Origin of the sequence: Actinoplanes xinjiangensis (assembly GCF_003148685.1) — a bacterium.
Taxonomy (GTDB): Bacteria; Actinomycetota; Actinomycetes; order Mycobacteriales; family Micromonosporaceae; genus Actinoplanes; species Actinoplanes xinjiangensis.
On sequence record NZ_QGGR01000015.1, the window covers coordinates 157,300 to 183,054 of the forward strand.

At 69.4% G+C, this 25,755-nt stretch carries 24 protein-coding genes, 1 pseudogene and 2 riboswitches; of the genes and pseudogenes, 20 read left to right on the top strand and 5 right to left on the bottom strand.

Annotated features, from left to right (window positions below; all coding sequences use genetic code 11):
- The first annotated feature begins 43 nt into the window (after positions 1-43).
- The 9 genes from map (at position 44) to truA (ending at position 5,962) form a co-directional block, all read left to right on the top strand.
- Positions 44-877, top strand: coding sequence for a type I methionyl aminopeptidase (gene map / locus BC793_RS30105; RefSeq protein WP_109598616.1), 834 nt, complete (start codon positions 44-46; stop codon positions 875-877).
- A 471-nt stretch (positions 878-1,348) separates the two neighbouring features.
- Positions 1,349-1,570, top strand: coding sequence for a translation initiation factor IF-1 (gene infA / locus BC793_RS30110; RefSeq protein ID WP_018347787.1), 222 nt, complete (start codon positions 1,349-1,351; stop codon positions 1,568-1,570).
- Between the two features lie 53 nt (positions 1,571-1,623).
- Positions 1,624-1,740, top strand: a complete 117-nt coding sequence (gene rpmJ / locus BC793_RS30115) for a 50S ribosomal protein L36 (RefSeq protein WP_014440745.1) — start codon at positions 1,624-1,626, stop codon at positions 1,738-1,740.
- Positions 1,741-1,891: 151 nt separating this feature from the next.
- The gene (gene rpsM, locus BC793_RS30120; RefSeq protein WP_109598618.1) at positions 1,892-2,272 is read left to right on the top strand and encodes a 30S ribosomal protein S13; all 381 of its coding nucleotides are present in this window, start codon (positions 1,892-1,894) and stop codon (positions 2,270-2,272) included.
- A 17-nt stretch (positions 2,273-2,289) separates the two neighbouring features.
- A complete protein-coding gene (gene rpsK, locus BC793_RS30125) occupies positions 2,290-2,697 on the top strand; it encodes a 30S ribosomal protein S11 (RefSeq protein ID WP_014440747.1) in 408 nt (135 codons plus the stop codon).
- A 13-nt stretch (positions 2,698-2,710) separates the two neighbouring features.
- Entirely contained in the window at positions 2,711-3,337 is a 627-nt protein-coding gene (rpsD, locus tag BC793_RS30130; protein ID WP_093618744.1) for a 30S ribosomal protein S4, read from the top strand.
- A gap of 95 nt (positions 3,338-3,432) precedes the next feature.
- A complete protein-coding gene (locus tag BC793_RS30135; protein ID WP_093618743.1) occupies positions 3,433-4,455 on the top strand; it encodes a DNA-directed RNA polymerase subunit alpha in 1,023 nt (340 codons plus the stop codon).
- Positions 4,456-4,491: 36 nt separating this feature from the next.
- Positions 4,492-5,061 (top strand): 50S ribosomal protein L17, encoded by a 570-nt coding sequence (gene rplQ / locus BC793_RS30140; RefSeq protein WP_109598620.1) that lies wholly within the window; start codon positions 4,492-4,494, stop codon positions 5,059-5,061.
- 85 nt (positions 5,062-5,146) lie between these two features.
- A complete protein-coding gene (gene truA / locus BC793_RS30145) occupies positions 5,147-5,962 on the top strand; it encodes a tRNA pseudouridine(38-40) synthase TruA (RefSeq protein ID WP_109598622.1) in 816 nt (271 codons plus the stop codon).
- Positions 5,963-6,090: 128 nt separating this feature from the next.
- On the opposite strand, the gene BC793_RS30150 is transcribed toward truA, so the two are convergent.
- Positions 6,091-6,852, bottom strand: coding sequence for a hypothetical protein (locus tag BC793_RS30150; protein ID WP_109598624.1), 762 nt, complete (start codon positions 6,850-6,852; stop codon positions 6,091-6,093).
- 95 nt (positions 6,853-6,947) lie between these two features.
- On the opposite strand from BC793_RS30150, the gene BC793_RS30155 reads away from it, so the two are divergent.
- From BC793_RS30155 to thiC, 9 genes and pseudogenes are all read left to right on the top strand, one after another.
- A complete protein-coding gene (locus tag BC793_RS30155; protein ID WP_109598818.1) occupies positions 6,948-7,565 on the top strand; it encodes a class I SAM-dependent methyltransferase in 618 nt (205 codons plus the stop codon).
- A gap of 27 nt (positions 7,566-7,592) precedes the next feature.
- Positions 7,593-9,239, top strand: a complete 1,647-nt coding sequence (locus BC793_RS30160; RefSeq protein ID WP_109598626.1) for an ABC-F family ATP-binding cassette domain-containing protein — start codon at positions 7,593-7,595, stop codon at positions 9,237-9,239.
- 33 nt (positions 9,240-9,272) lie between these two features.
- Positions 9,273-9,383: riboswitch (TPP riboswitch) on the top strand.
- Positions 9,377-9,961 (top strand): thiamine phosphate synthase, encoded by a 585-nt coding sequence (locus BC793_RS30165; RefSeq protein ID WP_109598628.1) that lies wholly within the window; start codon positions 9,377-9,379, stop codon positions 9,959-9,961. (Overlaps the previous riboswitch by 7 nt.)
- Positions 9,958-10,983 (top strand): glycine oxidase ThiO, encoded by a 1,026-nt coding sequence (gene thiO / locus BC793_RS30170; RefSeq protein WP_109598630.1) that lies wholly within the window; start codon positions 9,958-9,960, stop codon positions 10,981-10,983. The genes BC793_RS30165 and thiO overlap by 4 nt, the downstream gene beginning before the upstream one ends.
- Positions 10,980-11,180, top strand: a complete 201-nt coding sequence (thiS, locus tag BC793_RS30175) for a sulfur carrier protein ThiS (protein ID WP_109598632.1) — start codon at positions 10,980-10,982, stop codon at positions 11,178-11,180. Before thiO ends, thiS begins: the two co-directional genes overlap by 4 nt.
- A gap of 1 nt (position 11,181) precedes the next feature.
- Entirely contained in the window at positions 11,182-11,928 is a 747-nt protein-coding gene (locus BC793_RS30180) for a thiazole synthase (RefSeq protein WP_109598634.1), read from the top strand.
- Positions 11,922-12,476, top strand: a pseudogene (locus BC793_RS30185) (thiamine phosphate synthase); the annotation flags it as partial. The gene BC793_RS30180 and the pseudogene BC793_RS30185, both read left to right, overlap by 7 nt.
- Positions 12,477-12,616: 140 nt before the next feature.
- Positions 12,617-13,384, top strand: a complete 768-nt coding sequence (gene thiD, locus BC793_RS30190) for a bifunctional hydroxymethylpyrimidine kinase/phosphomethylpyrimidine kinase (RefSeq protein WP_109598820.1) — start codon at positions 12,617-12,619, stop codon at positions 13,382-13,384.
- 70 nt (positions 13,385-13,454) lie between these two features.
- Positions 13,455-14,984, top strand: a complete 1,530-nt coding sequence (thiC, locus tag BC793_RS30195; protein WP_275416245.1) for a phosphomethylpyrimidine synthase ThiC — start codon at positions 13,455-13,457, stop codon at positions 14,982-14,984.
- A 485-nt stretch (positions 14,985-15,469) separates the two neighbouring features.
- On the opposite strand, the gene BC793_RS49040 is transcribed toward thiC, so the two are convergent.
- The 4 genes from BC793_RS49040 to BC793_RS49045 form a co-directional block, all read right to left on the bottom strand.
- Complete coding sequence (locus BC793_RS49040; protein ID WP_146246499.1) at positions 15,470-18,643, bottom strand: DUF5305 family protein; 3,174 nt, start codon at positions 18,641-18,643, stop codon at positions 15,470-15,472.
- A 199-nt stretch (positions 18,644-18,842) separates the two neighbouring features.
- Entirely contained in the window at positions 18,843-19,235 is a 393-nt protein-coding gene (locus BC793_RS30215) for a hypothetical protein (RefSeq protein ID WP_109598646.1), read from the bottom strand.
- Positions 19,236-19,260: 25 nt separating this feature from the next.
- A riboswitch (cyclic di-GMP riboswitch) is annotated at positions 19,261-19,335 on the bottom strand.
- 228 nt (positions 19,336-19,563) lie between these two features.
- Positions 19,564-19,983 (bottom strand): ribonuclease domain-containing protein, encoded by a 420-nt coding sequence (locus BC793_RS30220; RefSeq protein ID WP_109598648.1) that lies wholly within the window; start codon positions 19,981-19,983, stop codon positions 19,564-19,566.
- 335 nt (positions 19,984-20,318) lie between these two features.
- On the bottom strand, positions 20,319-22,043 hold the full coding sequence (locus BC793_RS49045; protein ID WP_146246500.1) for a hypothetical protein: 1,725 nt from the start codon (positions 22,041-22,043) through the stop codon (positions 20,319-20,321).
- Between the two features lie 647 nt (positions 22,044-22,690).
- Here BC793_RS49045 and BC793_RS30230 point away from each other — a divergent pair.
- Positions 22,691-25,336, top strand: coding sequence for a sensor histidine kinase (locus BC793_RS30230; RefSeq protein WP_239170302.1), 2,646 nt, complete (start codon positions 22,691-22,693; stop codon positions 25,334-25,336).
- A complete protein-coding gene (locus BC793_RS30235; protein ID WP_109598652.1) occupies positions 25,333-25,740 on the top strand; it encodes a roadblock/LC7 domain-containing protein in 408 nt (135 codons plus the stop codon). Before BC793_RS30230 ends, BC793_RS30235 begins: the two co-directional genes overlap by 4 nt.
- The last annotated feature ends 15 nt before the right edge of the window (positions 25,741-25,755 follow it).

The following is a 25,755-nucleotide window of genomic DNA, read 5'->3' on the forward strand; positions in this document are numbered from 1 at the left end:
GGGGCGGCTCCATGTCCAGAACCAGAGAGTTAGGCTCACCGCCATGCGCCGCCAAGAGCTGAACATTCAGCTGAAGACGCCCGAGCAGATCGAGTTGATGCGGGCGGCCGGCCTGGTCGTCCTGGCGGCACTGGACGCGATGCGCGCGGCGGTCGCCCCCGGCGTCTCCACCGGCGATCTGGACGCGATCGCCGAGAAGGTGATCCGTGACGCGGGCGCGGTCCCGTCGTTCAAGGGCTATCACGGCTTCCCGGCGTCGATCTGCGCCTCGGTGAACGAGCAGGTCGTGCACGGCATCCCGAGCACCGACCAGGTGCTGCGGGAGGGTGACCTGATCTCCCTGGACTGCGGTGCCGTCCTGAACGGCTGGCACGGCGACTCGGCGATCACCGTCGGCGTCGGCGAGACCGATCCGGCGCTGCTGCGGATGGCCGAGGTGGCCGAGGAGGCGATGTGGGCCGGGATTGCGGCGGCGGCCCGGGGCATCCTCAACGGGCGGGGCAAGCAGACCGACATCTCGTTCAACATCGAGCGGTCGATCCGTAAGGCCGGACGGTACGGGATCGTGGACGGCTACGGCGGCCACGGCATCGGCACCGAGATGCACCAGGACCCGCACATCCTCAACCACGGCAAGCCGGGCCGCGGGATCAAGCTCCAGCCGGGTCTCGCCCTGGCCATCGAGCCGATGATCACGATGGGCTCTCCGCGCACCGTGGAGCTGGAGGACGGCTGGACCGTGGTGACCCGGGACAACTCGTTCGCGGCACACGTCGAGCACACCATGGCGCTGCTGGAGGACGGGGTGTGGGTGACCACCGCGGCGGACGGCGGCCGGGCCCGCCTGGGCGATCTGGTGACCGCGCGTCAGCCATAGGCGTCGATGGCACGACCCTGCCATGCTGTCACGCATGGCGCAGCCGGGACGGACCGGCGGCAGGGTCCTGCGTTCCCCGGCATTCTGGCGGTTTTCGTGGTCTGCACGGTGCTGTGGGCGATGGGCAGTCCCGGGTCGGGGGAGTGGCATCACTTCTGGCCGGGCTGGGTGTTGAATCCCGGCGGTGCTCGCTCTTCAGGCACACTTCAGGGACCGCGGTAAACGAGGCCACTGAGACGGATATGGTCGAGATGTCCGTCCAGAACACGCCCGACAGCGGGTTACGGAACCCTCGGTTTGGCGTCGCTGTTACGGGCGCGTAGACTGGCTCGCTGGCGCGTAGCGTCCACTCCTTCATGTCCTCAAGCGCTTCGAGGACGGGTCGGAGCCGCGGCTGGTTCGGGTCTTTTCGACCCGGATGTGACGTTACGAAAGCCTGCCCCAAGAACCCGATGTCAGGTAGCGGAGGACATGCCAAAGAAAGACGGAGCCATCGAGATCGAAGGCCGTGTGATCGAGCCACTGCCGAACGCAATGTTCCGCGTTGAGCTCGCCAATGGTCACAGGGTCCTGGCACACATCTCCGGGAAGATGCGCCAGCACTACATCCGCATCCTTCCCGAGGACAGGGTCGTCGTCGAGCTGTCGCCGTACGACCTGACCCGTGGGCGCATCGTCTACCGCTACAAGTAAGCCGGAGTCGCGGGGATCTTCCCATCCCGTCTGACTGAGAGTTAAGGCAAACCGTGAAGGTCAAGCCGAGCGTCAAGCGGATCTGCAACAACTGCCGGGTCATCCGGCGGCACGGCCGGGTCATGGTCATCTGCTCGACCGACCCGCGCCACAAGCAGCGCCAGGGCTGAGTCCAGCGCAAGGATCCGCACCACTGAACAAGCTCGTCCCGGCCGTGGGTGACCACGGCTGCACCCCCGGTCGGAGGCCGGGGCCCGTCGGTAGAGGCGGGATGGGACGGGCACAGACCTCCGGGATCACGAACGAGGAGTACCGCCAGTAATGGCTCGTCTCGTCGGCGTCGATCTCCCCCGCGAGAAGCGGTTGGAGATCGCGCTCACCTACATCTACGGCATCGGGCGTACCCGTTCCGTGGAGACACTGACTGCTACCGCGATTGACCTGAACAAGCGCGCCAAGGACCTCACGGAAGAGGAGCTGGTTCAGCTCCGCGACTACATCGAGGCCAACTTCAAGGTTGAAGGCGACCTGCGCCGCGAGGTCGCTGCGGACATCCGCCGCAAGGTTGAGATCGGCTGCTACGCCGGCATCCGCCACCGCAAGGGCCTGCCCGTGCGTGGACAGCGGACCCGGACCAACGCTCGTACCCGTAAGGGTCCGAAGCGGACGGTCGCCGGTAAGAAGAAGCCCGGTCGGAAGTAATAGGAGCGCACTGACTTATGCCACCGAAGGCACGCGCTGGGGCCGCAGTAAAGAAGGTCCGGCGCAAGGAACGCAAGAACGTCGCCCACGGGCAGGCGCACATCAAGAGCACCTTCAACAACACCATCGTGTCGATCACCGACCCGACCGGTGCTGTGATCTCCTGGGCCTCGTCCGGCCAGGTGGGCTTCAAGGGCTCCCGCAAGTCGACCCCGTTCGCCGCGCAGCTCGCTGCGGAGGCGGCCGCCCGTCGTGCCATGGAGCACGGCATGCGCAAGGTCGACGTGTTCGTGAAGGGTCCGGGCTCCGGCCGGGAGACCGCCATCCGTTCACTGCAGGCCGCCGGCCTCGAGGTCGGGCAGATTTCCGACGTCACGCCGCAGCCGCACAACGGCTGCCGCCCGCCGAAGCGTCGCCGGGTCTGAGGGGGATTCAGAGATGGCTCGTTATACAGGTGCGGACTGCAAGCGCTGCCGCCGCGAGAAGATGAAGCTGTTCCTCAAGGGCAGCAAGTGCGACGGGCCGAAGTGCCCGTTCGAGTCGCGTCCCTTCCCGCCCGGCCAGCACGGCCGTGGTCGGACCAAGGAGACCGAGTACCTGCTCCAGCACCGCGAGAAGCAGAAGGCCCGCCGCGTGTACGGCGTGCTCGAGAAGCAGTTCCGCGGTTACTACGAGGAGGCTGTCACCAAGCCCGGCAAGACCGGTGAGGTGCTGCTGCAGATCCTCGAGTCGCGTCTCGACAACGTCGTCTACCGGGCCGGCTACGCCGCGTCCCGTGACGCCGCCCGCCAGCTGGTCAAGCACGGCCACTTCCTGGTGAACGGCGTCAAGGTCGACATCCCGTCGTACCGCGTCCGGGACAAGGACATCGTCACGCTCCGGGAGAAGTCGAAGGAGCTCACGCCCTTCGTCGTCGCCCAGGCGCAGGCCGGCTCCAAGCCGGTCCCGGCGTGGCTGGAGCCGATCCCCAGCGAGATGAAGATCCTGATCCACTCGCTCCCGGCCCGCGCTGTCATCGACACGCAGGTCCAGGAGCAGCTGATCGTCGAGCTCTACTCCAAGTAGCAGCTCTTTCGAGGTGCCGGCCTTCGGGCCGGCACCTCGAAGCAGAACAGAGACGGCCATCAAATAGCGGGTGGCCCGACAGAAAGAAGAACAGCGTGCTCATCAGCCAGCGGCCGACCCTCTCGGAGGAGTCGCTCAGCGAGACCCGTTCCCGGTTCACCATCGAACCGCTGGAGCCGGGCTTCGGCTACACCCTCGGTAACTCTCTTCGGCGGACCCTGCTGTCGTCCATCCCGGGCGCGGCGGTCACCAGCATCAAGATCGACGGCGTGCTGCACGAGTTCACCACGATCCCCGGTGTCAAGGAGGACGTGGTCGAGCTGGTCATGAACGTCAAGGAACTGACCGTCAGCTCGGAGCACGACGAGCCGGTCAGCATGTACCTGCGCAAGCAGGGCCCGGGCGACGTGACCGCCGGTGACATCCAGCCCCCGGCCGGTGTCTCGGTGCACAACCCCGATCTGAAGCTGGCGACCCTGAACAGCAAGGGCCGGCTGGACATGGAGCTGACCGTCGAGCGCGGTCGTGGCTACGTCACCGCGGCGCAGAACAAGAACGCCGGCGCCGAGATCGGCCGTATCCCGGTCGACTCGATCTACTCGCCGGTGCTCAAGGTCACCTACCGCGTCGAGGCCACCCGTGTCGAGCAGCGCACCGACTTCGACCGCCTGATCATCGACGTCGAGTCGAAGGCGTCGATCTCCCCCCGGACCGCGCTGGCCTCGGCCGGCTCGACCCTCGTGGAACTCTTCGGCCTCTGCCGCGAGCTCGACGAGACCGCCGAGGGCATCGACATCGGCCCGTCGCCGCAGGACGCGCAGCTCGCTGCCGACCTGGCCCTGCCGATCGAGGAGCTGGACCTCACCGTCCGGTCGTACAACTGCCTCAAGCGCGAGGGCATCAACAGCGTGGGCGAGTTGATAGGGCGTACGGAGGCTGACCTTCTGGACATCCGGAACTTCGGCCAGAAGTCGATCGACGAGGTCAAGATGAAGCTCGCCGGTATGGGCCTGGGCCTGAAGGACAGCGCGCCGTCCTTCGACCCCGCGCACGTGGTCGACTCGTTCGGCGACGTGGACTACGACACCGACGACTACCGCGAGACCGAGCAGCTCTAAGAGCTCGGCTGCGCCCCATTTCAAGGAGCAATTGAAATGCCCACGCCCACCAAGGGTGCCCGCCTCGGCGGCAGCCCGGCCCACGAGAAGCTCATCCTGGCCAACCTGGCCACCGAGCTCTTCCGGCACGGGAAGATCAAGACCACCGAGTCGAAGGCCAAGCGGCTGCGCCCGCTGGCCGAGCAGCTCGTCACGAAGGCCAAGCGCGGCGACCTGCACGCCCGTCGTCGGGTTCTGGCCACCGTGAAGGACAAGGACGTCGTGTACGCCCTGTTCGAGCAGATCGCTCCGCGGTACGCCACCCGCCCCGGTGGGTACACCCGGATCACCAAGATCGGCCCGCGCAAGGGTGACGCCGCTCCGATGGCCGTCATCGAGCTGGTCGAGGAGCTGCAGGTCGCGGCCACCACCGGCCCGTCCAAGGAGGCCCGCAAGGCCGCCGCGCAGCAGGCCAAGGTCGAGGCTCTCGCCCCCGAGGACGAGACCCCGGTCGCCGCCACCAAGGCCGACGACGTCCAGGACGACCAGGACGCCGAGGCTCCGGTGAGCGCCTCCGGTGACAAGCCCGGCGACAAGGCCGAGGGCGAAGACACCGACAAGGCCTGATCCTCAACAGATCAGATCCACATCGGGCGAGGCCCGGCATCCTTCGGGGTGCCGGGCCTCGACCATCTCTGGGGAGAGCATGCGGATGACGGACACCATTCGGCTTCGACTGGACGTGTCGTACGACGGCGCGGACTTCTCCGGCTGGGCGGCGCAGCCGGGTCGCCGTACCGTCGCGGGGGTCCTGGTCGAGGCTTTCGCCCGTCTGATCGGGGCGGAGACGCCGCTCGGGCTGACCGTCGCCGGGCGCACCGACGCCGGGGTGCATGCCACCGGGCAGGTCTGTCACGTCGACCTGCCGGCCGAACGCTGGACCGAACTGGAGGGCTCGCTGCTGCGGCGGCTCGCGGCGGTGCTGCCGGGGGACGCCCGGGTGCGGGCGATCGCGGCGGTGCCGGACACGTTCGACGCGCGGTTCTCGGCGACCTTCCGCCGCTACGAATACCGGGTCTCGGACGCGCCGTGGGGGCCGGAGCCGCTGCGCCGGCACGACACCCTGGGCTGGATGCGGCCGCTCGACCTGGACCGGCTCAACGCGGCGGCGGCCGGGCTGGTGGGGGAGCACGACTTCGCGGCGTTCTGCAAGCGCAAGGAGCACGCGACCACGATCCGGGCGATCAACCGGCTGGACTGGCGGCGGGACCCGGACGGGGTGTGCGTGGCGACCGTCCAGGCGGACGCGTTCTGCCAGGCCATGGTGCGCAGCCTGGTCGGGGCGATGCTGACGGTCGGCGACGGGCGGCGGCCGCCGGAGTGGCCGGCCCGGCTGCTGACCATGCGTGAACGGTCCAGTGAGGTGATGGTCGCCGCGGCGCACGGTCTCACGCTGGTCGCGGTCGGCTACCCGGAGGAGACCGAGTACGCGGCCCGCGCCGAGGCCACCCGCCGCCTGCGCGCCTGAGACCTCTGGCTGGGCGCCACCGCTGTCTCAACGGCGTTGAGACAGCGGTGGGAGCCAGCTGGATCTTTGTGGCTGGGCGTCACCGTTGTCTCGCGCGGGTTGAGACAGCGGTGGGAGCCAGCCGGGTTTCAGGACGCCCGGCGGATCAGGACGCTGTCGTGCAGGTGGGTGTCGAGGATGTCGCGGGTTAGCTGGTCGATCTGCGGGGCGTCCGGTGCGACCAGTTCGCCGGACGGGCCGGTGATCACGCAGTACATGACGTAGTGGCCGCGGGTGCGCCACAGCACCGGGGTGCCCGGCCCGGTCGTCGCGCCGGACATCTCGGTGAAGCTGCCGTCGCCCGTCTCCACCAGGTAGCGCACCTGGTCACCGACGGCCATCGCGCTGGTCGTGTCGGGCAGGTTCAGGATGCCGGCGGTGATCCGGTAGTCGGCGTACGGGACGGTGAGAGCGGCCCGGACCGCCTGCGAGCACCCGTACCGTTGCAGGGTGGTGCGCAGGGCACCGCCGGCTGCGAGGGAGCAGTCGGCGGTGAGGTCGGTCCGGGTCACACCGAAGGTGGTGACGCCGGTGGGGAAGACCTCGTCCGCGCTGAGCGGTACCGGATCCACCTCCCGCGTGGCGATCCGCTGGTCGACCTCGGTGGAGGCGAGCTGAGCCGGTGGGCGGCGATCGTCGGCGACGATCAGGACACCCAGCATCACCACGATGCCGAGAACGATCAGGCCGGCCAGGCCGCGGGTGAACAGGTGGGCGGTCAGCGGCTCACGCCGCAGGTGACGCCGGGTCCGGCGACGATGCTGGCCCCGGGCGGGAAGTCGGATGAGGAGGGGCAGACCGCCCGCCGGTGCGGCACGGTGGGCGGAGCGCGTCGGGGTGACGTACCGCATTGGCTCAAGCTAGGCGCGCACACTGATCTATGAACGCACACCCTGTCCGCCACCCCGGCGAGGTGCTCGTCACCGGGCGGCGGGAGACTTGGCGGGTGACCGCCGACCACTACTTCACCGCCGATCCCGAAGCGCCGCTGCGGCGGGGCGAGATCGAGTTCACCGTTGCCGGCCGTGACTACCGGCTGACCGTCGCCTCCGGGGTCTTCTCGGCCGGCCGCCTGGACCCCGGGACCGCCGTGCTGCTGCGCAAGGCCGGGCTGCCCGACGCCCGTACCGAGGGCACCCTGCTCGACCTCGGCTGTGGGTACGGGCCGATCACCTGCGTGCTGGCCACCGAGGCGCCGCAGGTCACGGTCTACGCGGTCGACGTCAACTCGCGCGCCCGTGACCTGGCCGTGGAGAACGCCGAACGGCTCGGCCTCGGGGAGCGGGTGCTGGTCCGGGCGCCCGACGAGGTGCCCGGCGACGTGACGTTCGCCGAGATCTGGAGCAACCCGCCCACCCACATCGGCAAGGCCGGGCTGCACGCCCTGCTGGAGCACTGGCTGCCCCGGCTCGCACCGGGCGGTACGGCGTGGCTGGTGATCAACCGCCACCTCGGTGGTGACTCGCTGCACACCTGGCTGGTCGGCCTCGGCTGGACCGTGGAGAGGACAGCCAGCCAGAAGGGGTTCCGGGTGCTTCGGGTCACCGGAAAATCGGCTGACTGAACCAGGTTCGACGGGGAGGATGCGGCCATGGGTTACGTGGATGTCGCCGGTGCAGCCTTCGTGCTCCCGGATGGGCGCGAGCTGTTCGCCGACGTGTCGTTCCGGGTCGGCGAGGGGGCCAAGGTCGCGCTCGTCGGTCCCAACGGGGCGGGCAAGACCACGCTCATGCGCATGGTGGCCGGTGACATACCGACCCAGAGCGGGACCATCGCCCGGTCCGGGGGGCTCGGTGTGATGCGCCAGTTCATCGGCATGATCGGCGACGACCGTACCCTTGAGGATCTTGCGTTGTCGCTCGTCTCACCCCCGCTGCGGCAGGCCGGTGAGCGCTTGCGGGCCGCCGCCGCGGCGCTCGGCGAGACCGAGAAGAGCCAGATCGCGTACGCCAACGCGCTCGCCCACTGGGGTGAGGCCGGTGGGTACGACGCCGAGGTGCTCTTCGACACGGTGACGGTGTCCATCCTCGGCAAGCCGTGGGAGGAGGCCAGGAGCCGGATCGTGCGGACCCTCTCCGGCGGCGAGCAGAAACGGTTCGCCCTCGACCTGCTGCTGCGCGGTAACGACGAGGTGCTGCTGCTCGACGAGCCGGACAACTTCCTCGACGTGCCCGCGAAACGCTGGCTGGAGCAACGGCTGCGCGAGTCGAACAAGTCGGTGCTCTACGTCTCGCACGACCGGGAACTGCTGGCCGAGACCGCGAGCCGGGTCGTCGCCGTCGAGGGCGGCGGCGCGTGGACGCATCCGGGCGGGTTCGCCTCCTGGCACGAGGCCCGGTCGAACCGGCACGAGCGGATGGAGGAGCTGCGCCGCCGCTGGGACGAGGAACACGAGAAGATCAAGGAACTGGTCTTCATGCTCAAGAACAAGGCCGCCTACAACGACGGTCTGGCCTCCCGCTACCAGGCCGCGCAGACCCGGCTCCGCAAGTTCGAGGAGGCCGGCCCGCCGCCGCTGCCGCCGAAGGACCAGGCCGTGAAGATGAACCTGCGCGGCGGCCGTACCGGTAAGCGCGCGGTCGTCTGCGAACAGCTCGAACTGGAGAACCTGACGTTCCCGTTCGACCTGGAGATCTGGTATGGCGACCGGGTGGCCGTCCTCGGCGCCAACGGCACCGGCAAGTCGCACTTCCTGCGCCTGCTCGCGGCCGGCGGCACCGACCCCGACCTGGAGCACAAACCGGTCGACGGGGCGCCGCTGGCGAAGGTCTCGCACGACGGCAAGGCCCGTCTCGGGGCGCGGGTCCGGCCCGGCCACTTCTCGCAGACCCACGACCGGCCCGAACTGGTGGAGAAGACCCTCGTCGAGATCCTGTGGCGTGGTGACGAGCACCGGTCCGGTCTGGACCGCGCGGGTGCGATGAAACACCTGAACCGGTACGAGCTCGCCGCCCAGGGTGACCAGCGGTTCGGGACCCTCTCCGGTGGACAGCAGGCACGGTTCCTGGTGCTGCTGCTCGAACTGTCCGGGGCGACCGTGCTGCTGCTCGACGAGCCGACCGACAACCTGGACCTGGCCTCCGCGGAAGCACTGGAGGAGGGTTTGAAGGCGTTCGAGGGCACGGTGATCGCTGTCACGCACGACCGCTGGTTCACCAGGTCTTTCGATCGGTTCGTGCTGTTCAGGAGCGACGGCGAGGTGGTGGAGGTTCCGGAGCCGGTCTGGGACGTCCGCTAGTTTTCTCGTCACGGACCGGTTATGGTCCGGTTACGAACAACCCACGGGAGTCCGGGCACCGGGCTGAGAGGGGGGCTGATGCGGCCCCCGACCGTAGAACCTGATCCGGGTAATGCCGGCGCAGGGAGGAGTGCTTCATGGGCACATCGTTTCCCCGTATCCACGTCATAACCGACGACATCGGCGTTGTCCGCGGTGTCGCCGGGCTGGACGACGTGGCCGTCCAGATCAGAGTCAAGAGCAACGACGCGCAGGCGTACGCGCTGGCCGTCGCCGCCGTGGCGATCTGTCGCCCGGCCGGAACGCCGGTGCTGGTCAACGACCGCGTCGGGGTGGCTCTCGCGGCCGGTGCCGACGGTGTCCACCTGGGCGCCGACGACCTGCCGGTGGACGCGGCCCGCCGGGTGCTCGGGCCGGCGCTGATCATCGGCGCCACCTGCCGCGACCCGGAAGCCGCGCGGGCCGCCGTCAGCGCCGGGGCCACCTATCTCGGGGTCGGGCCGGCCTTTCCCACGTCCACCAAGGACGGGCTGCCACCACCGCTCGGACCGGCCGCGATCGCGGCCGTCGCCGACGCGGTGCCGGGTATCCCGGTTCTGGCGATCGGCGGCATCACCGCGGAACGGGTGCCGCAGCTCGCGGTGCACGGGATCGCGGCTGTCTCCGCCTTCACGGCGGACCCGAAGGGAGCGGTCGCGGAGTTCCTGGCGGTCCTGCCATGACCCCCGGCCCGGTCGCCGTCGTCGGTGGCGGCATTATCGGTCTCTCCATCGCCACGGAACTCCTGAACCGTGGGGCGGACGTCACCGTCTACGACCCGGCGCCCGAGGGGGCGGACGGGGCCTGGCACGTCGCGGCCGGGATGCTCGCCCCCGGTGGGGAGTCGGCCTTCGAATATCCGCATCTCACGCGGCTGCTGGAAGCGGGGTACCAGCTGTGGCCCCCGTTCGTGGCCGGGCTCGGTGATGTCGGTTACGACCGGGCCGGGACGCTGTCTCTGGCTCTCACCGCGGATGACGTCGCCGAGGCGGCGCGGGAGTGGAAGCACCAGAAGCTGACTCCGCTGACCGGGTCCCAGGTGCGTGATCTCGAAACCGCCATCTCGCCCCGGGTGCGGGCCGGGGCCTTCGCCTCAGCCGAGCATCAGGTCGATCCGCGCAAGGTGATGGCGGCGTTGCGGGCCTCGCTCACCGGCCGGCTGGTCACGCGTACCGTCTCCGACCTGTCCGAGCTGGACGCCGACGTGATCGTCGTCGCCGCCGGGCACCGGACCGGAGCGCTCACCGGGCTGCCGATCCGGCCGGTCAAAGGTCAGGTGCTCCGCCTGCGCGGGGAACCCGGCCTGCTCCGCCACGTGCTCCACGGCGCGGCCGACGGGCGGCACGTCTACCTGGTCCCGCGCGCCGACGGGGAGGTCGTCGTGGGCGCCACCCAGGAGGAACGGGCCGACCGGATGCCCACCGCCGGCGGCGTGCACGACCTGCTGCGCGCCGCCCTCGACCTGGTGCCCGGACTCGCCGACCACGAACTCACCGAGGTCACCGTCGGGCACCGGCCGGGCACCCCGGACAACGCGCCCATCCTCGGGTTCCTCGACGACGACCGCCGCGTCGTGGTGGCCGCCGGTCATTTCCGCAACGGGATCCTGCTCGCCCCGATCACCGCACGACTCATCGCCGACCTGGTACTCACCGGCTCGGCGGACCCGATCATCGACGCGTTCGCCCCCGGGAGGTTCCGATGAAGCTGACGATCAACGGCCAGGCCCAGAGCCGGCCGGGCACCTGCTCGGTCGCGACCCTGGTCGCCGAGATCATCGCCGCCCAGCGTGGGGTGGCGGTCGCCGTCAACGGCACCGTGGTGCCGCGGTCCAGCTGGTCGACGGTGGATCTGGTCGACGGCGACCGGATCGAGGTCCTCACCGCTGCGCAGGGAGGCTGACATGACGTTCCTTCCGGACAACGGGCTGATCCTCGGCACCGGCGGGGCGAACAGTCTCACCGCGCTGGAGGAGGCCATCGCCGCGTCCGAGTCGACGCTGGTCACGGTCGCGCTGCGCCGGGTCGACGCGGCCGGGCCCGGGCTGCTGCCGATGCTGGACCGGCTGGGCGTGCGGGTGCTGCCGAACACGGCCGGCTGCTACACCGCCGGCGATGCGGTGAAGACCGCACAGATGGCCCGGGAGGCCTTCGAGACGGATCTGATCAAACTCGAGGTCATCGGCGATGAACGGACCCTGCTGCCGGACGGGATCGAACTCCTGCGAGCGGCCGAGACCCTCGTCGCGGACGGGTTCACCGTTCTGCCGTACACCAGTGACGATCCGATCCTGGCCCGCCGCCTCGCCGACGCCGGCTGTGCCGCGGTGATGCCGGCCGGCTCCCCGATCGGCTCCGGCCTGGGCATCTCCAACCCGCACCACATCGAGTTGATCGTGCAGAACGTCGACGTGCCGGTGGTGCTCGACGCCGGCATCGGCACCGCGTCGGACGCGGCGCTCGCCATGGAACTCGGCTGCGACGCGGTGCTCATCGCCAGCGCGATCACCCGCGCCGACGACCCGGTGGCGATGGCGACGGCGATGCGGCACGCGGTCACCGCCGGCCGGCTCGCCCGCGCAGCGGGACGCATCCCACGGCGGTTCCATGCGGTCGCGTCCACCGCCGACGACGGCATCGCGCAATGGTGACCCCGGGCGGGCTCGTCGTGCTCACCGATCGGCGGTCCGCTTCCGGTCCGCTGATCGAGGTGGTGCGGCAGGCGGTCCGCGGCGGCGCCGCGTGGGTCATCCTCCGCGAGAGGGATCTTTCGTACGGTGATCGCGCGGCCCTGGCCACCAGGCTCCGGTCGGTCGTCCCTGGGAATCAGTTGATCATCGCGGGTCCGGATCCGCTCGGCGGGACGGCCGTGCATCTGTCCGGTTCTGATCCGCTCCCGTCCGGGACGGCACTGACCGGCCGTTCCTGGCACGGCACGGAGGATCTGTCGGGAGTGGACTACGTGACGTTGTCACCGGTCTACCCGACCTCGTCGAAGCCGGGGTACGGGCCGGCGCTCGGGGCGACGGGGGCCGCCGAGCTGCGCGCGCCCGTGCCCTGGCTCGCCCTCGGCGGCATCGGGGCGGCTGCGCAGGCGGCGGAGTGCGCGGCTGCCGGTGCGGCCGGAATCGCGGTGATGGGAGCACTGATGCGATCACGAGACCCCGAACGCACGGCCCACGAACTGTCGTCCGCCTTCGCGGCCGGCTCTCACCGCTCTCTCCCGCCCGCCGAGACAGCGGTGGCGTCCAGCCGGGTTTCGGCGGCTGGTTCTGGCCGCTGTCTCGGGTCTGTTGAGACAGCGGTGGGGACCAGCCGGGGGTTGAGTGGGGGTGGGTGGTGACGCCGCCGGTGGTTTTGACGATCGCCGGGTCGGACTCCGGTGGGGGCGCGGGGATCCAGGCGGATCTGAAGACGTTCGCGGCGCTCGGGATGTTCGGCACGTCGGTGATCACGGCGATCACGGCCCAGAACACGCTCGGGGTGACCGCTGTCCATCCGGTTCCGGTGGACGTCGTGGCCGCCCAACTGGACGCGGTGCTGTCGGATCTGCCGGTCGCGGCCGTCAAGGTCGGGATGATCTCGGATCCGGCCGTCGCCAAGCTCCTCGCGTCGCGTGTGGACGATCTGCCGAACCTCGTGGTCGACCCGGTGCTGGTGGCCACCGCGGGAAGCCGGCTCGGGGAGGCTGCGGTCGTCGGGGTGCTTACGGCGTACCCCTGCATTCTGACCCCCAACCGGCATGAAGCCGGCGCCCTCCTCGGACGGCGGGTGGAGACCACCGAGGAGATGATCTCGGCGGCGGCCGAGCTGGCGGCCCTCGGGCCGCGCGCCGTCGTGGTGACCGGAAGTGAGCTGGCGCTCGACGTCCTGCATGTGGCGGGGGAGACGACGCTACTGCGCGGCGACCCCGTCGTGACCGAGAACAACCATGGGTCGGGCTGCACGTTCTCGTCGGCGATCGCGGTGCGGCTGGCCGCCGGCGACACGGTGCCGGATGCGGTGGCGGCGGCCAAGGACTACGTGAATCGGGGTCTGCGCGGCGGCAGCTCGTGGCGGCTCGGATCCGGGCCCGGCCCACTGGACCACTTCGGCTGGTCCGTCTAGATCTGCGGCGGTACGGCCGGTGGCTCCGTGCTGCCGTTCGTCGCCGGTTTCATCCTACTTTGGGGAGGTATTGATCATGCGTCGCAAGGTCTACGTGGAAGGTCCCCGCCCGGACATCCGGGTGCCGTTCACCGAGGTGGTGCTGACCGGCGACAACCCGCCGGTGCGCCTCTACGACACGTCCGGTCCCGGCAGCACACCCACCGACGGGCTGCCCGAGATGCGGAAACCCTGGCACACCGGGCGGACCCAACTCGCGTCCGCGCGGGCCGGGATCATCACGCCGGAGATGGAGTACGTCGCCATCCGCGAAGGCGTCCCGCCGGAACTGGTCCGCGACGAGATCGCCGCGGGCCGCGCCGTACTGCCGGCCAACCGCAACCACCCCGAGTCCGAGCCCATGATCATCGGCTCGCGTTTCCTCGTGAAGGTCAACGCCAACATCGGCACCTCGGCCGTCACCTCGTCGATCGACGAGGAGGTCGAAAAACTCACCTGGGCGACCCGCTGGGGCGCCGACACCGTGATGGACCTGTCCACCGGGCCGCACATCCACGAGACCAGAGAGTCGATCGTACGGAACTCGCCCGTCCCGATCGGCACCGTGCCCCTCTACCAGGCGCTCGAGAAGGTCAAGGGCGACCCGCTCAAACTGTCCTGGGAGATCTTCCGGGAGACCGTCATCGAGCAGGCCGAACAGGGCGTCGACTACATGACGATCCACGCCGGGGTACTGCTCGCCTACGTGCCGATGGCCGCCGAACGGGTCACCGGCATCGTCTCCCGCGGCGGGTCGATCATGGCGGCCTGGTGCCTCGCCGAACACCGGGAGAACTTCCTCTACACCCACTTCCGCGAACTGTGCGAGATCTTCCGGGAGTACGACATCACGTTCTCCCTCGGTGACGGACTCCGCCCCGGATCGATCGCCGACGCCAACGACGAAGCCCAGTTCGCCGAGTTGCGCACCCTCGGCGAACTCACCCACATCGCGTGGGAGTACGACGTACAGGTCATGGTCGAAGGTCCCGGTCACGTGCCCATGCACAAGATCAAGGAGAACGTGGATCTCCAGGTCGAGCTCTGTGGCGGGGCGCCGTTCTACACCCTCGGGCCACTGGCCACCGACATCGCGCCCGCCTACGACCACATCACGTCGGCCATCGGGGCGGCGATGATCGGATGGTTCGGGACGGCGATGCTCTGCTACGTCACCCCCAAGGAACACCTCGGGCTGCCCAACAAGGAAGACGTCAAAGCCGGGATGATCGCCTACAAGATCGCGGCCCACGCGGCGGACATCGCCAAGGGGCATCCGGGAGCGCAGGAATGGGATGACGCGCTGTCCCGGGCCCGGTTCGACTTCCGGTGGGAGGACCAGTTCGAGTTGGCGCTCGACCCGGAGACCGCCCGGGCGTACCACGATGAGACGCTGCCGGCGGCGCCCGCCAAGACGGCGCACTTCTGCTCGATGTGCGGGCCGAAGTTCTGCTCCATGAAGATCAGCCATGAGATCCGGGCCGCGGGGATGAAGGCCAAGTCGACCGAGTTCGTTGATGCGGGTGGGCGGGTCTACCTGCCGGTCACACCGACTGCCTAGATCTGCGGGGGGTACCGGTTCTGGTGTGGTCCGGTCGGACCTCGGGTTGTCTCGACACTCACTGCGCCGGCGGAGGGCACTTGGCAGGGTTCTGCTGCTGGGCGGAGGCTTTCGGGACGGACGGGCACTTGGCGCCGACCGGGTGCCGGGTCCCGGGCGCCGGATTCCGGATGGCAGTGCCGGATGGCAAGTGCTGGATGGCACCGGATGGCAAGTGCTGGATGGCACCGGATGGCAAGTGCTGGATGGCAAGTGCCGAATGCCGAATGCCGGATGGCGGGTGCCGGTTGCCGTCGTGTCGGTCGTCCCCGCCCGGGAGCGACGATCAGCGTCCACGCTCGCAATGTGTGTGCTTTGGTCCTCGTCATGGCGTGGGTAGGCGATCACGATCTGCGGATTGTGGTCCCTCATCCTCGTCATGGCGGGGGCCTGGACACACGATGGCTTTGTGTGTGCTCCCGTCCTGGCTGCCGCGGGGCGAACGTCTAAGCGTCCGGCTCGTCGTCCGGCTCGGGCGGAGCCGGGAAGCGCTTCGCCGGCGGCAGGAAGTCGTAGATCGGTTCCCGCTGTGGCTCCGGTGCGGCTGCCGGCTGTGCCTCGGGTTCCAGCTCCGCGTCGATGATGGGGCGGTTGCGGTCGACCAGGTCCTCCATCGCCTCGCGTGCCTCATCGGTCGAGCGCGGCTCCTGAGTCAGCTCCATTGCGGGGCGCTGTTCCGGTTCGAGATGCCGGTTCGGTTCAGGGCGCCGCTTCGGTTGGGGGTGCCGCTTCGGTTCAGGGCGCAGCTCCGATTCGGGGTGCTGCTCCGCTTTGGGGTGCTGCTCCGCTTTGGGGTGCTGTTTCGATTCGGGATGCTGCTTCGGTTCGGGCTTGTCCGCCGTGAGGTTCGGGTCGGACTCGTCCGTCAGGGCGAGCCCGTCAGCGGCGGACGGCTCATCCACGGCCGGTTGCGGTCCCCGGCGCGAACGGGACTTCCGGCGGGTGGCCCGCTTCTGGCTCCGTGACTGGGGCGCCTCCGCTGCCTCTGCCTGGGGCAGCTGTGGTTCTGCGGTCTCTGGCGCTGTCGGCATCTCGGCTCGGGCGGCCTCCACCGTCGCCTCCACCGTCGCCTCCGGCTCTGATCGGTCCGCTTCCCGGCTCCCTTTCACCTCGGTCCGGGTGGATTCGGGCGTGGGCGAAACCGGATCCGTTTCGACGGTCGGAATCTCCGTGTCAGCGGCGAGCATGTCCGGCTCGGCGGTGAGTCTCGCCGGCGTGGCCGCAAGGGTTTCCGGCACCGAGGCGGGCTCTTCCAGGCTGGTGGCGAGCGGTCCCGATTCGGCGGTGGGCCCCCGCGCCTCGAGGGCGGGTTCTTCCCGTTCGGCGGTGAGTGCCTTCGCCTCGGGGGCGGGTTCTTCCGATTCGGTGGTGAGCGTCTTCGGCTCCGGGGCGGGGTCTTCCGCGTCGCCGGTGAGCGTCTTCGGACTGAAGACGGGTTCCGGTTCAGTGGTGAGTGACGCCGGGCCGGAGGCGGGTTCTTCCGACTCGCTGATGGGCGTCTTCGGGTCGGAGGAGGGCTCTTCTGCCCCGGTGGTGAGTGTCTTCGGGTGAGCGGTGACTCTTTCCGGCTCCGGACTGAGCTGCGTGGAGTCGAACTCGGCCAACAGGGGCGCCCCGATGCCGGATTCTGGCTTCTCTTTCGCGTCAGTGAGAAGCGTTTTGTCGGAGGGGCCGGTTGCCGGAAAGCTCTCTACCTGTGAATCCGCAGTATCCACAGTGGGCTCGCCGGAACCATCGGCATCGGAATGCTCGGCGGTCACAGCAAACACAATGGTCTCGCCAGTATCGGTACCGGAGGCGTGGACGGCCTCGGTGGCGGGCGCCGGCTGATCCGGTGACGTGTCCGCGGAGACCTCAACGTCGGGCGTGGTCGCGACGGTGGTCTCGGGTTCGGGAACGGATTTCGCCTGGGCGCGGGTGCGTTTCGCGGGGGCTTTCGCCGGAGCACTCCTGGCGGTCGTCGTTTTCGTGGCGGTCGTCTTCGCTGCGGCCTTGGCGGCGGCGGTCCGGGTCGTGCGTTTGCGAGGCGCCGTCTTCTTTACCGGGGCGCCCTCGGCGGCAGCGGTTTCTTCGCCTCCCGCACCGTCCGCTTGAAGCTCCGGCGGCGTCTCAGGAGAGGGCGGAAGCTGCAGGACCGGCGCCGTTCCGCTCGCCGAAGTGATCCCGTCAGATGCCGGCGAGGCAGCCGGCTGCACCTCAGGCTTCGCCGGGCTGGCAGGGACCGCTTCCGGTTCGATCCGGTAGCGGTAGAGGATGCCCTCGTCTCGAACCACGAAGTCGTCAGCGCCGTCCGGCCGGGTCCAGGTGAGGATCATCTGCCCGTATTTCTCGGCCAGCTTCACCAGTGCCGGGAAAGTGTCGACGACAACGACGGGCTTGCCGGGCGGGCTGGCCATCGGCTCCACCGGAACGAGGAGATGCGGGTAGCGGCGCTGGATCTGGGCGCGGGTGCGCAAAGAAACGGTGCGCAACGCAGTCATGGCCACGAGTCCGGCCGCCATAACTCCTGCAACGAGGAGGAGCATCGCATATCGGCGAGCGTTTGCGGCACTGAGGAGATTGTAGTCGAATGCCTTGATGTATCGCGTTTGGACCGAACTTCCCGATGCGGAGGTCGATGGGTTGACGACGAGAGAGGTGGGGCCGTTGAGCAGCGAGAGCTGCACCGGAGCAAGATTGAACAAGATTTTCGGTTCGAAAAGCGGTCCGTCGCCATGTCCGACGCGCACCGCGACCTCCACGGTGACTGCTGCGATGTCGACACCGATGGCTTCGCCCGCGGCTTTCGCGCGCTGCTCCATGGCGTCAAGATCTAGTTGAATCGTGTCGGTGTAGCGGTCGGTGGTGAATTGTTTCCGCTGGGAGAACTGTAACGCGGTGTGCCAGCCGTTCTCCGCTGATAATCGGCCGTTGACTTCGATGTGACCGGGCCCGCCTCGGTAGCTCAGTTGAAGATTCACCACCTTGGCGAGCCTTCGGAACACGGGATCCGGCGAGTAGACCGTCGTGCCGTCATAGGCGGCCGAGCGGGGGACCACAGCCGAGTAGGAGAAGGTCATCGACTCCCCGGGGTATTCCGTTCCGGCGACCGCCTCCGACGTCGGCTTCATCCAGCCCAATACACCCAGACCGACACCGATAACGCCGCAGGCGACGGCAAGAGCGGCGACTACTCGCATTGCGGGGTGTAGGCGGCCAACCGCCTTGATAACGGTGGTAGCCGCAGCCCAGGAGCCGCCTTGGCTGGACATGCCTCTCACTTTCACTTTTTTCTTGCGGCGACCGCGTGCTATCTCTCGGCGGTTCCGTGCCGCTGCGGTACCGCCGCTGACGAACAGGAACCCGACGATGCCCAGGCTGGTGGGGCTGAGTAGTGGACCAAGCCAGACGCCGCCTCGGGGGACATGTAGGGCCGCTCGACCGATCAGTTGGTCCGCGGTGGGCTTGTCGACGTCGATCGACTGGTTGTTGTCTCCCTTGAGGACGAATCCTGTTTCGGCGTCACCGCCGATGATGCGGTGTAGTACTTCAACGCCACCGGGACCATGGTATGCGGCGATCTGTCCTATCTCGTAGGAATCCGAAGGCCTGATGAAGACGAGGTCCTTGGCGTAGTACACCGGTTGCATACTGATGCCGCTGGTAATTACATATGACAGTTGATGCGTCCCTACTGCCCAAACGCCGATGGCCGCCATCGCTAAGATGGCGGCCATCACGACCCGACGAATCAACGGTGGTATGACGACTCCGCTCACGGCTTTTCTGGCCGACTGTAGCCGTCAACGCCACTCGTCAGGTGACGTTCAGTGCAGTTGATCAGGCAACAGTGATGGTGAGCGTCGAGACGTCGAACACGTAGCCAACGGCGGTGTTGAGCGCGGTGCCAGCGTCGCATTGCGAAGTCTGGGTAGAGGTCGCGGTGCAGAAGAAGGCGGTAGCCGTGCCGCCCGGCGTGCCGTCGGTGGCAAGTGTGACGGCCTTGCCATCGGGGGTGTCCGTGGCGAAGGTGAGCACGACGCGAGTCACCTGGCCAGGGGTAGTCGCGGTGAGTGCTACACCGGTCAGTTCAGCACCGGTGACGGCCTGCGTGATGGTGCCACCCAGGTGCGGCGGCGTGCTGATGGTGCTGAAGGCGCCGTATCCAGTGAAGGCGGTACTGCCCGCGGCGACGACTCCGGCGACGGCGGCGCCGCCCAGCAGCTGAACCATGCTACGCATCTATTTTTCTCCCCTGGTCGGTAGCCCAGCCGGCCTCGTGGGCCCTGTGGCTTTGCGTCCCCGGCTTGCGGCGGGTTTGCGTTTATCGGCCGAGCGGTGCTCGTTGCTTGCGCCAGTTTGTTCGGTCGGGGAGGGGCCCGGCTAAGGGCTCACGGCGCTGTTTCTCGCGCTGTTTTCAGGGTTTCTCTGCTTGAGCTCGTTCGCGGTGCTAAGCGGTTGCCGGTTTGGTTGCGGAGACCGGACAGGCGTGCAATCACGGGCCGAAACGGGTGCGCGGCGGCCGTCGGGAACGGTCGCCGCGCGTACGAAAGGGAAGGGCTCAAAGCTTGTAGAAGGTGACGTAGTGGTCCGGGGTGAAGTAGGCGATGCGAGTGCTGCGGTTGACCACGATGCGGTAGGCGTCACGGGAGGCGCCGCGGGTGCGGGAGTAGACGTCGTATTCGCTGTACGTGGCGGAGGGCAGCTGGCCCTCGCGGTTGTAGAACCGGCCGCCGGTGTAGTTGTAGTTGCCGTAGGGCCAGGAGTACCAACCACCGGTGGTCGGCCAGCCGAGGGACTGCCAGCCGGTGAAGGCGGTGCGTGCGGCCGAACAGCGGCCGATCGTGCAGGTGTTGTGGACGGCCGCCCGTGCTGCGTCGGTCGATGTCGGCGAGACGATCGCGGGGGCGACGAGGGCGGTTCCGGAGAGGGCCAGGACCAGGGCCAGGCCGGAGAGGAACCGGCCGATACGGGTGATCATGTTCGGACTCCCGATGTCGGTGGGGGATGAACCCGGACATGGAGAATCGTCACTGCTTCAGGCGGTTGGCGGCACCTCCCGATCGCATCATTTCATCGGTGTTCGCCGATCTTTTACGACGGTGCAACCCCTGCGGTCGGACGCTGGCCGGGTGTTCACGCCGACGCCACCACGGAGGTGACGCGGTCGGCGCCGGGTGGCGGCGAGAAGGTGACCGCAGAAAGAGCGAGAAGGTGACCGTAGAAAGAGCGAGAAGGCGGCCGTAGAACAGGCGAGAAGGTTACCGCAGACAAAAAGCCCGGACGCCACACGCGTCCGGGCCCTGATGTTCGCGGTCAGGCGCTGCCGAGGCCGTTGACCCAGTTGACGTACTCGTCCTCTTTGCGGCCCTGCCCGCCGGGGGCGGTGGGCGGCGGGGCGATCGGCGTCGGCTGCGGCAGCGGGGCGCTGATCGGGGTCGGCTCCGGGGTGAGCGGAGTCCGCTGGGCGCCCCGCGGGTGCTCGGCGGTGTCGATGCCGGTGCGAGGGCCGGGCAGGTTGGCGGTGAACCCGTTGAAGGAGCCGGTGTCGCCGGTCAGTGCGGGTGACGGCGTGGCGGGCTGGGGTTCGGGGGCGGGCTTCCGCGTACGCCATCCGCGTCGCAGACCACCGGCGGCCTTGACCGGCGGCTGCTCCTTCTGGCCGGAGAAACGCGGCTCGGCGGTGGAGGCCTGCGCTTGACCGAAGGCCCCTGATGCCCCGGCGGGCGCGCCGAAGGCCCCTGAGGCCCCGGCGGGTGCGCCGAAGGCCACCGGTGCCCCGGCGGATGCCGGGCCGTAGGACGCGGGCGGCGCACCGGAAGCCTGGCCGTGGGATGCGGGTGCACCGGAAGCCTGGCCGTAGGGCGCCGGGGGGTGGATGGTGGCGGGCGCGACACCCGCCGGCAGTGTCGCCGGATGCGGTTGCGCACCGAACCCGGGCGCGGTGTTCAGGTCCTGCAGCGGGTGCGGCCGGTCGGCGACCGCCACGTGCAGGACGCCGGTGTCCGAGGGACGCAGCTCGTTCTCCGGGCGCCGCGCCGCGGCTGCCGCGGCCTGGGCGATCGCGGACTGCACGGGTACGTCCCGACGGGGCAGCGTGGCCCGGCCGGATGCGGTGGCGGGCGACGGCTCGGGCTTGGCGTCGGTCGGTGAGTCGGCGACCGGGGTCTCCGGCTCGGGGGTGCGGCCGGGCTCCGAGGTGCTGCGCACGATGGCGGCGAGCACCGAGCCGAGGACCCCGGCACCGGCGGCGGTCATCGCCCCCCAGTAGGGGTCGAGCTGGAAGCCGCCGGCCGCGCCGGGGCCGGCGATCAGGTACGCCACGGTCAGCAGGGCCGGGCCGGCGAGGCCGCTGAGTGCCACGGTCAGGGTCGGCATCTTCCGGCCGCGGGCGGTCCAGCCGATGATCAGGCCGGCGAGCAGCGCGATCACGGGCATCGTGACGAACTGGGTGTACTCGGTGACGGCACCCGGAACCAGGGCGCCCTCGAGGACGCCGAGGCGGGCCGTCTGCTGGGTCCGGCCGGGCAGCAGCGACGGGGCGACCGAGATCAGAGCCACGAGCCAGACGGCGACGGTGAGGGTGGAGACGCTCCAGCGGGCGACCGCCCGGGCGGCCGCCGCATAACCGGCGAAGATGCCCAGGGCCGCACCGAGGCCGGCGCAGATGCCGATGACCAGGACCGGCTGCACCCCGGCGACCTGGGCGAAGCGGGCCGGCTGCATGGTGAGCGGCAGCACCGCGAGGGCGCCGAAGCCGGCTGCGAGGCCCATCCCGAGGGCGCCGCCGGCGCTGACCGGGCGGGGGGACCAGCGGGGGCGCAGGCCGGTCGCGACCACGGCACCGATCGCGGCGGCGGTCATGGTGATCCAGGCGACCCAGGCGAGTTGCGCTGTCCATTGGTCACGCTGAGTGAGTTCCAGCGTCTGGTCGAGCCGCACCATGCCCAGCCCGTAGGCGATGCCGAGTTGACCGGCCCCGACAACCGCGGCCGCCGTGGTGGTGGCGGCCAGCAGCTTCAGCCAGCTCCGAAATGCCATGGTGCGCACGTTACGGAATGTTCCGCATGATGCGCCAGTCCGGGGTCCTCTTCTTAAGGCACCCTAAAGTCGCGTACGTCTATGATCGACGTTTATCGATCAAAAATCAGTCACTTACGGTGACTCTCGGGCGACTCTGGAGCGACTTGCCATCGGACGAGTCCAGAGTGGACACTGTCGCCCACGGACAACGAGTCCGTCGTGTCACGCCAAACCTTGCCACCGTGTTCATCGAGGTCGCGGGACGGAACTCCCACATAGTGGTTGGAATCCTGATGGTGTCCGGTGATCATGACCTCACGGACGGTTGTGCGTGACGTATTCGTGCACGTCAACGCCGCGAGAGTGGACGCCGGACGAACTCACGCGCGATTATCACCCGGACAGCGGAGCCTTTTACAGGAGGATCCAGACTTCCCAAAGGCCTGGCGTTCTGATGAAATCGCCGCCGTGCCGAAAACGGCGCGGGCCTTGCTGCGGGCTCCGGACGGGGCCGGACCGCGGCCTGGAATGGGCCGGCTCCCGCCGTGGTGCGGAGCGGGGACGACCGTGAAGGAGATGTCGTGAGCACGGGATCCTCGCCCCTGGCTGCGCGACGTGGGCTTCGGAGCCAGCGCCGGTCACGGCTTCGCACCCGGCTCGCCGGCATGCTTCTCCTGCCCCTTCTCGCGGTGGCCGGCGTCTCCTCGATACGGCTGCTGGAAGTCGGCCAGGAGGCCAGTGACGCCGAACGGGTCGCGCAACTCGCCGAACTGGGCACCGACATCTCCAACCTGAGCCGTCTGCTGCACGACGAGCGGATGGCCGCCATCGAGTTCCTGGCCACGCCGGACCGGCCGGAGACCCGCCTCCGTGAGGCGGCCAAGGCGGTCGACGCACAGGCGCAGACCTTCCGCACCGACCGCGCCGCGATCGTCTCGATCCCGGACCGGGTCGAGACCCGCCTCGCCGCCATCGACGGACAGCTCGGCGGCCTCAACGAACTACGGACCGCGGTCGGTGCACGCGGTGGCACCAGCCCGGCCGACGCCGCGCAGCGCTACAGCGCCCTCCTGGCCGGGCTGACCGGATACGAGGGACTGCTGAGCCAGGTCGCCGAGCGCGGTGCGGTCGCCGACAGCCTGCGTACGGTCGCCGCGTTTACCGAACTGGAGGCCGCCGCCGCCGATCAGGCCGCACTGGCGTACCTCGCCCGGGCCACGAACAGTCTCGACGCCGAGCGGCAGCGGGCACTGATCGCGACGCAGACCACCCGCGCCTCGGCCCTCGCCGACCTCCGCGAGGTGGCCACCCGCGACCAGGTCGCCCTGGTCGACTCGGTCCTCGCCGACCCGCTGATCGTCCGGGCCGACGAGCTGAGCGCCCGCCTGACCGGTGACGGAGCGGCCGACCTGGCCGACGTCTCCGCTTCCTTCGACGGCGTGATCGTGCTGTTCCGCGGCGTCGAACGGCAGCTGGAGGACCAGGCCGTGACCCTCGCCGAGGACGAGCGGACCTCCACCACCCGCCTGGCCACCGTGGAGCTCATCACGGTGCTGGTGGTGCTGATCGCGACCGTCACGATCGCCGTCTACCTGGGCCGGTCACTGCTGTTCTCGGTGCGCCGGCTGCGGGAAGGCGCCCTCGCGGTGGCCAGCCGGGACCTGCCCGAGGCGGTCAGTCTCCTCCAAGACGTCGAGAGCCTCGGTGAGGGCGGCGTCGACCGGATCGTCGCGCAGAGCCGCGACCCGATCCAGGTCGCCGACCGCGACGAGTTCGGCGAGGTGGCCGAGGCCTTCAACATGGTGCACCGGGAGGCCATCCGGGTCGCCGCCGAGCAGGCCGCCCTGCGGATCAGCCTCTCCACCATGTTCCTCAGCCTGGCCCGGCGCAGTCAGTCGCTGGTCGACCGGATGATCGGCGAACTCGACCAGATCGAGCGGATGGAGGAGGACCCGAAGCGGCTCGCCCGCCTCTTCGAGCTCGACCACCTCGCCACCCGGATGCGCCGCAACGACGAGAACCTGCTGGTGCTGGCCGGCGCCGAGGTCGGCACCCCGCGTCGCGAGGACGCCCTGCTGATCGATGCGCTGCGTGCCGCCCAGTCCGAGATCGAGCTGTACCACCGGATCGAGTTCGGCACCGTCGACACGGACGTGCTGATCGCCGCGGCCGCCGTCAACGACGTGGTCCGGCTGATCGCCGAACTGCTCGACAACGCCACCCGTTTCTCCGCGCCGGAAACCGTGGTGATGGCCCGGGCCGGGCGTAACGGAGATCAGGTCGTGATCCGGATCGAGGACCGTGGCCTGGGCATCTCCGCCGAGCAGATGGAGCAGCTCAACCTCAAGCTCGGCGAACCGGCCGATGTGGACGCCTCCGCGTTCCGGTTGATGGGCATCGCGGTCATCGGTCGGCTGGCGTCCCGGCACGGCATCCGTGTCGAACTGCGGGCCGGCCAGGACGGCGGCGTCGTCGCCGAGGCGGTGCTGCCGGCCGACATCGTCGTCATGCCGGGCGGGCCGAGTGCCCTGCCACCGCGGGCGGCCAGCTGGACCCGGCCCGGTCCGCCACCTCAGCTGCCGATCGGGATACCGCGCGGCCCGGAGGCACGGCCGGTCGTGCGTACCGCTCCACCGCCGGCTCCGGCTCCGGTGCGGGCGCCGCTCTCCGACGTACCCGTGTCTGATCTGGATCTGCACCCGACGCCGAATCGCCCGCCCTTGCCGACGCGGGTTCCCAAGCCGGTGGACCCGGTACCCGCGGCAGAGGCGCCCACGCCCACCCCGCCTCCAGCGGCTCCGGCGCCGCCGGAGCCGATCCAGGTGGCGATGCAGCCGACCTGGTTCGCGGGTGAGGACGAAGCGGCTGAGGAGGAAGCGGCGGCCGCGGCGGCCGACGCACACGGCATGCCGACCGCGGGGTACGCCCCACCGCCGACCCCCGTGTCCGTTTCTGCCCAGCCCGCCCCGTCCGGTCCGACGGAGCCTTCCGGTCACGCCGTCCCGAAACCGCGCCCGAACGGGGACGAACGCTGGCGGACCGCCGCCGACGAGGGCTGGCACCGGGCCCTGGCGGCCTCCGACCCGCGGGACGCCGGCACCACCCGATCCGGGCTCCCCAAACGGATTCCACAGGCTCAGCTCGTTCCCGGCGGGGTGGAGCCCATCCCGCGGGCGCAACAGCGTCGCAGTCCGGATGAGGTCCGCGGGCTACTTTCCGCGTATCACAGAGGAGTGCAACGAGGGCGGACGGACGGCGTTGCCGAAACCGCCGCCGTGGCAACACAGGCTCCTAAGGAGAAGGAACAGTGACCAGGCCCCCCACCATGCACGACATGGGCTGGCTGCTCAGCAACTTCGCCGACAGCGTCGCGGGCATCGCGCACGTGATCGCGGTCTCCGCCGACGGGCTGCTGCTGGCCTCGTCCCGGGATCTGCCGGGCGACCGCGCCGACCAACTCGCCGCCATCACCTCCGGCGTGGTCAGTCTCACGGACGGCGCGTCCCGGATGTTCAACGCCGGTGCGGTTCAACAGACCATCATCGAAATGGACAGCGGCTATCTTTTCCTGATGTCCATCAGCGACGGTTCGTCGATGGCGGTCCTGGCGGCGCGCAACTGCGACGTCGGCCAGGTCGGCTACGAGATGGCCCTGTTGGTGGAGCGTGTCGGTGCGGCACTGTCGCCAGCGGCGCGCGAGGCCGTCAGCCACTAGTCGCCGGGGTTGTTC

Coding starts and splice junctions, on each gene's coding strand:
- truA (WP_109598622.1), top strand. CDS start 5,147: ATGACGGACACCATTCGGCTTCGACTGGACGTGTCGTACGACGGCGCG.
- infA (WP_018347787.1), top strand. CDS start 1,349: ATGCCAAAGAAAGACGGAGCCATCGAGATCGAAGGCCGTGTGATCGAG.
- BC793_RS30230 (WP_239170302.1), top strand. CDS start 22,691: ATGCTTCTCCTGCCCCTTCTCGCGGTGGCCGGCGTCTCCTCGATACGG.
- BC793_RS49045 (WP_146246500.1), bottom strand. CDS start 22,043: ATGGCATTTCGGAGCTGGCTGAAGCTGCTGGCCGCCACCACCACGGCG.
- BC793_RS30165 (WP_109598628.1), top strand. CDS start 9,377: ATGGGCACATCGTTTCCCCGTATCCACGTCATAACCGACGACATCGGC.
- thiS (WP_109598632.1), top strand. CDS start 10,980: ATGAAGCTGACGATCAACGGCCAGGCCCAGAGCCGGCCGGGCACCTGC.
- BC793_RS30150 (WP_109598624.1), bottom strand. CDS start 6,852: ATGCGGTACGTCACCCCGACGCGCTCCGCCCACCGTGCCGCACCGGCG.
- thiO (WP_109598630.1), top strand. CDS start 9,958: ATGACCCCCGGCCCGGTCGCCGTCGTCGGTGGCGGCATTATCGGTCTC.
- map (WP_109598616.1), top strand. CDS start 44: ATGCGCCGCCAAGAGCTGAACATTCAGCTGAAGACGCCCGAGCAGATC.
- rpsD (WP_093618744.1), top strand. CDS start 2,711: ATGGCTCGTTATACAGGTGCGGACTGCAAGCGCTGCCGCCGCGAGAAG.
- rpsM (WP_109598618.1), top strand. CDS start 1,892: ATGGCTCGTCTCGTCGGCGTCGATCTCCCCCGCGAGAAGCGGTTGGAG.
- BC793_RS30160 (WP_109598626.1), top strand. CDS start 7,593: ATGGGTTACGTGGATGTCGCCGGTGCAGCCTTCGTGCTCCCGGATGGG.
- rplQ (WP_109598620.1), top strand. CDS start 4,492: ATGCCCACGCCCACCAAGGGTGCCCGCCTCGGCGGCAGCCCGGCCCAC.
- BC793_RS30180 (WP_109598634.1), top strand. CDS start 11,182: ATGACGTTCCTTCCGGACAACGGGCTGATCCTCGGCACCGGCGGGGCG.
- BC793_RS30220 (WP_109598648.1), bottom strand. CDS start 19,983: ATGATCACCCGTATCGGCCGGTTCCTCTCCGGCCTGGCCCTGGTCCTG.
- rpsK (WP_014440747.1), top strand. CDS start 2,290: ATGCCACCGAAGGCACGCGCTGGGGCCGCAGTAAAGAAGGTCCGGCGC.
- BC793_RS30215 (WP_109598646.1), bottom strand. CDS start 19,235: ATGGTTCAGCTGCTGGGCGGCGCCGCCGTCGCCGGAGTCGTCGCCGCG.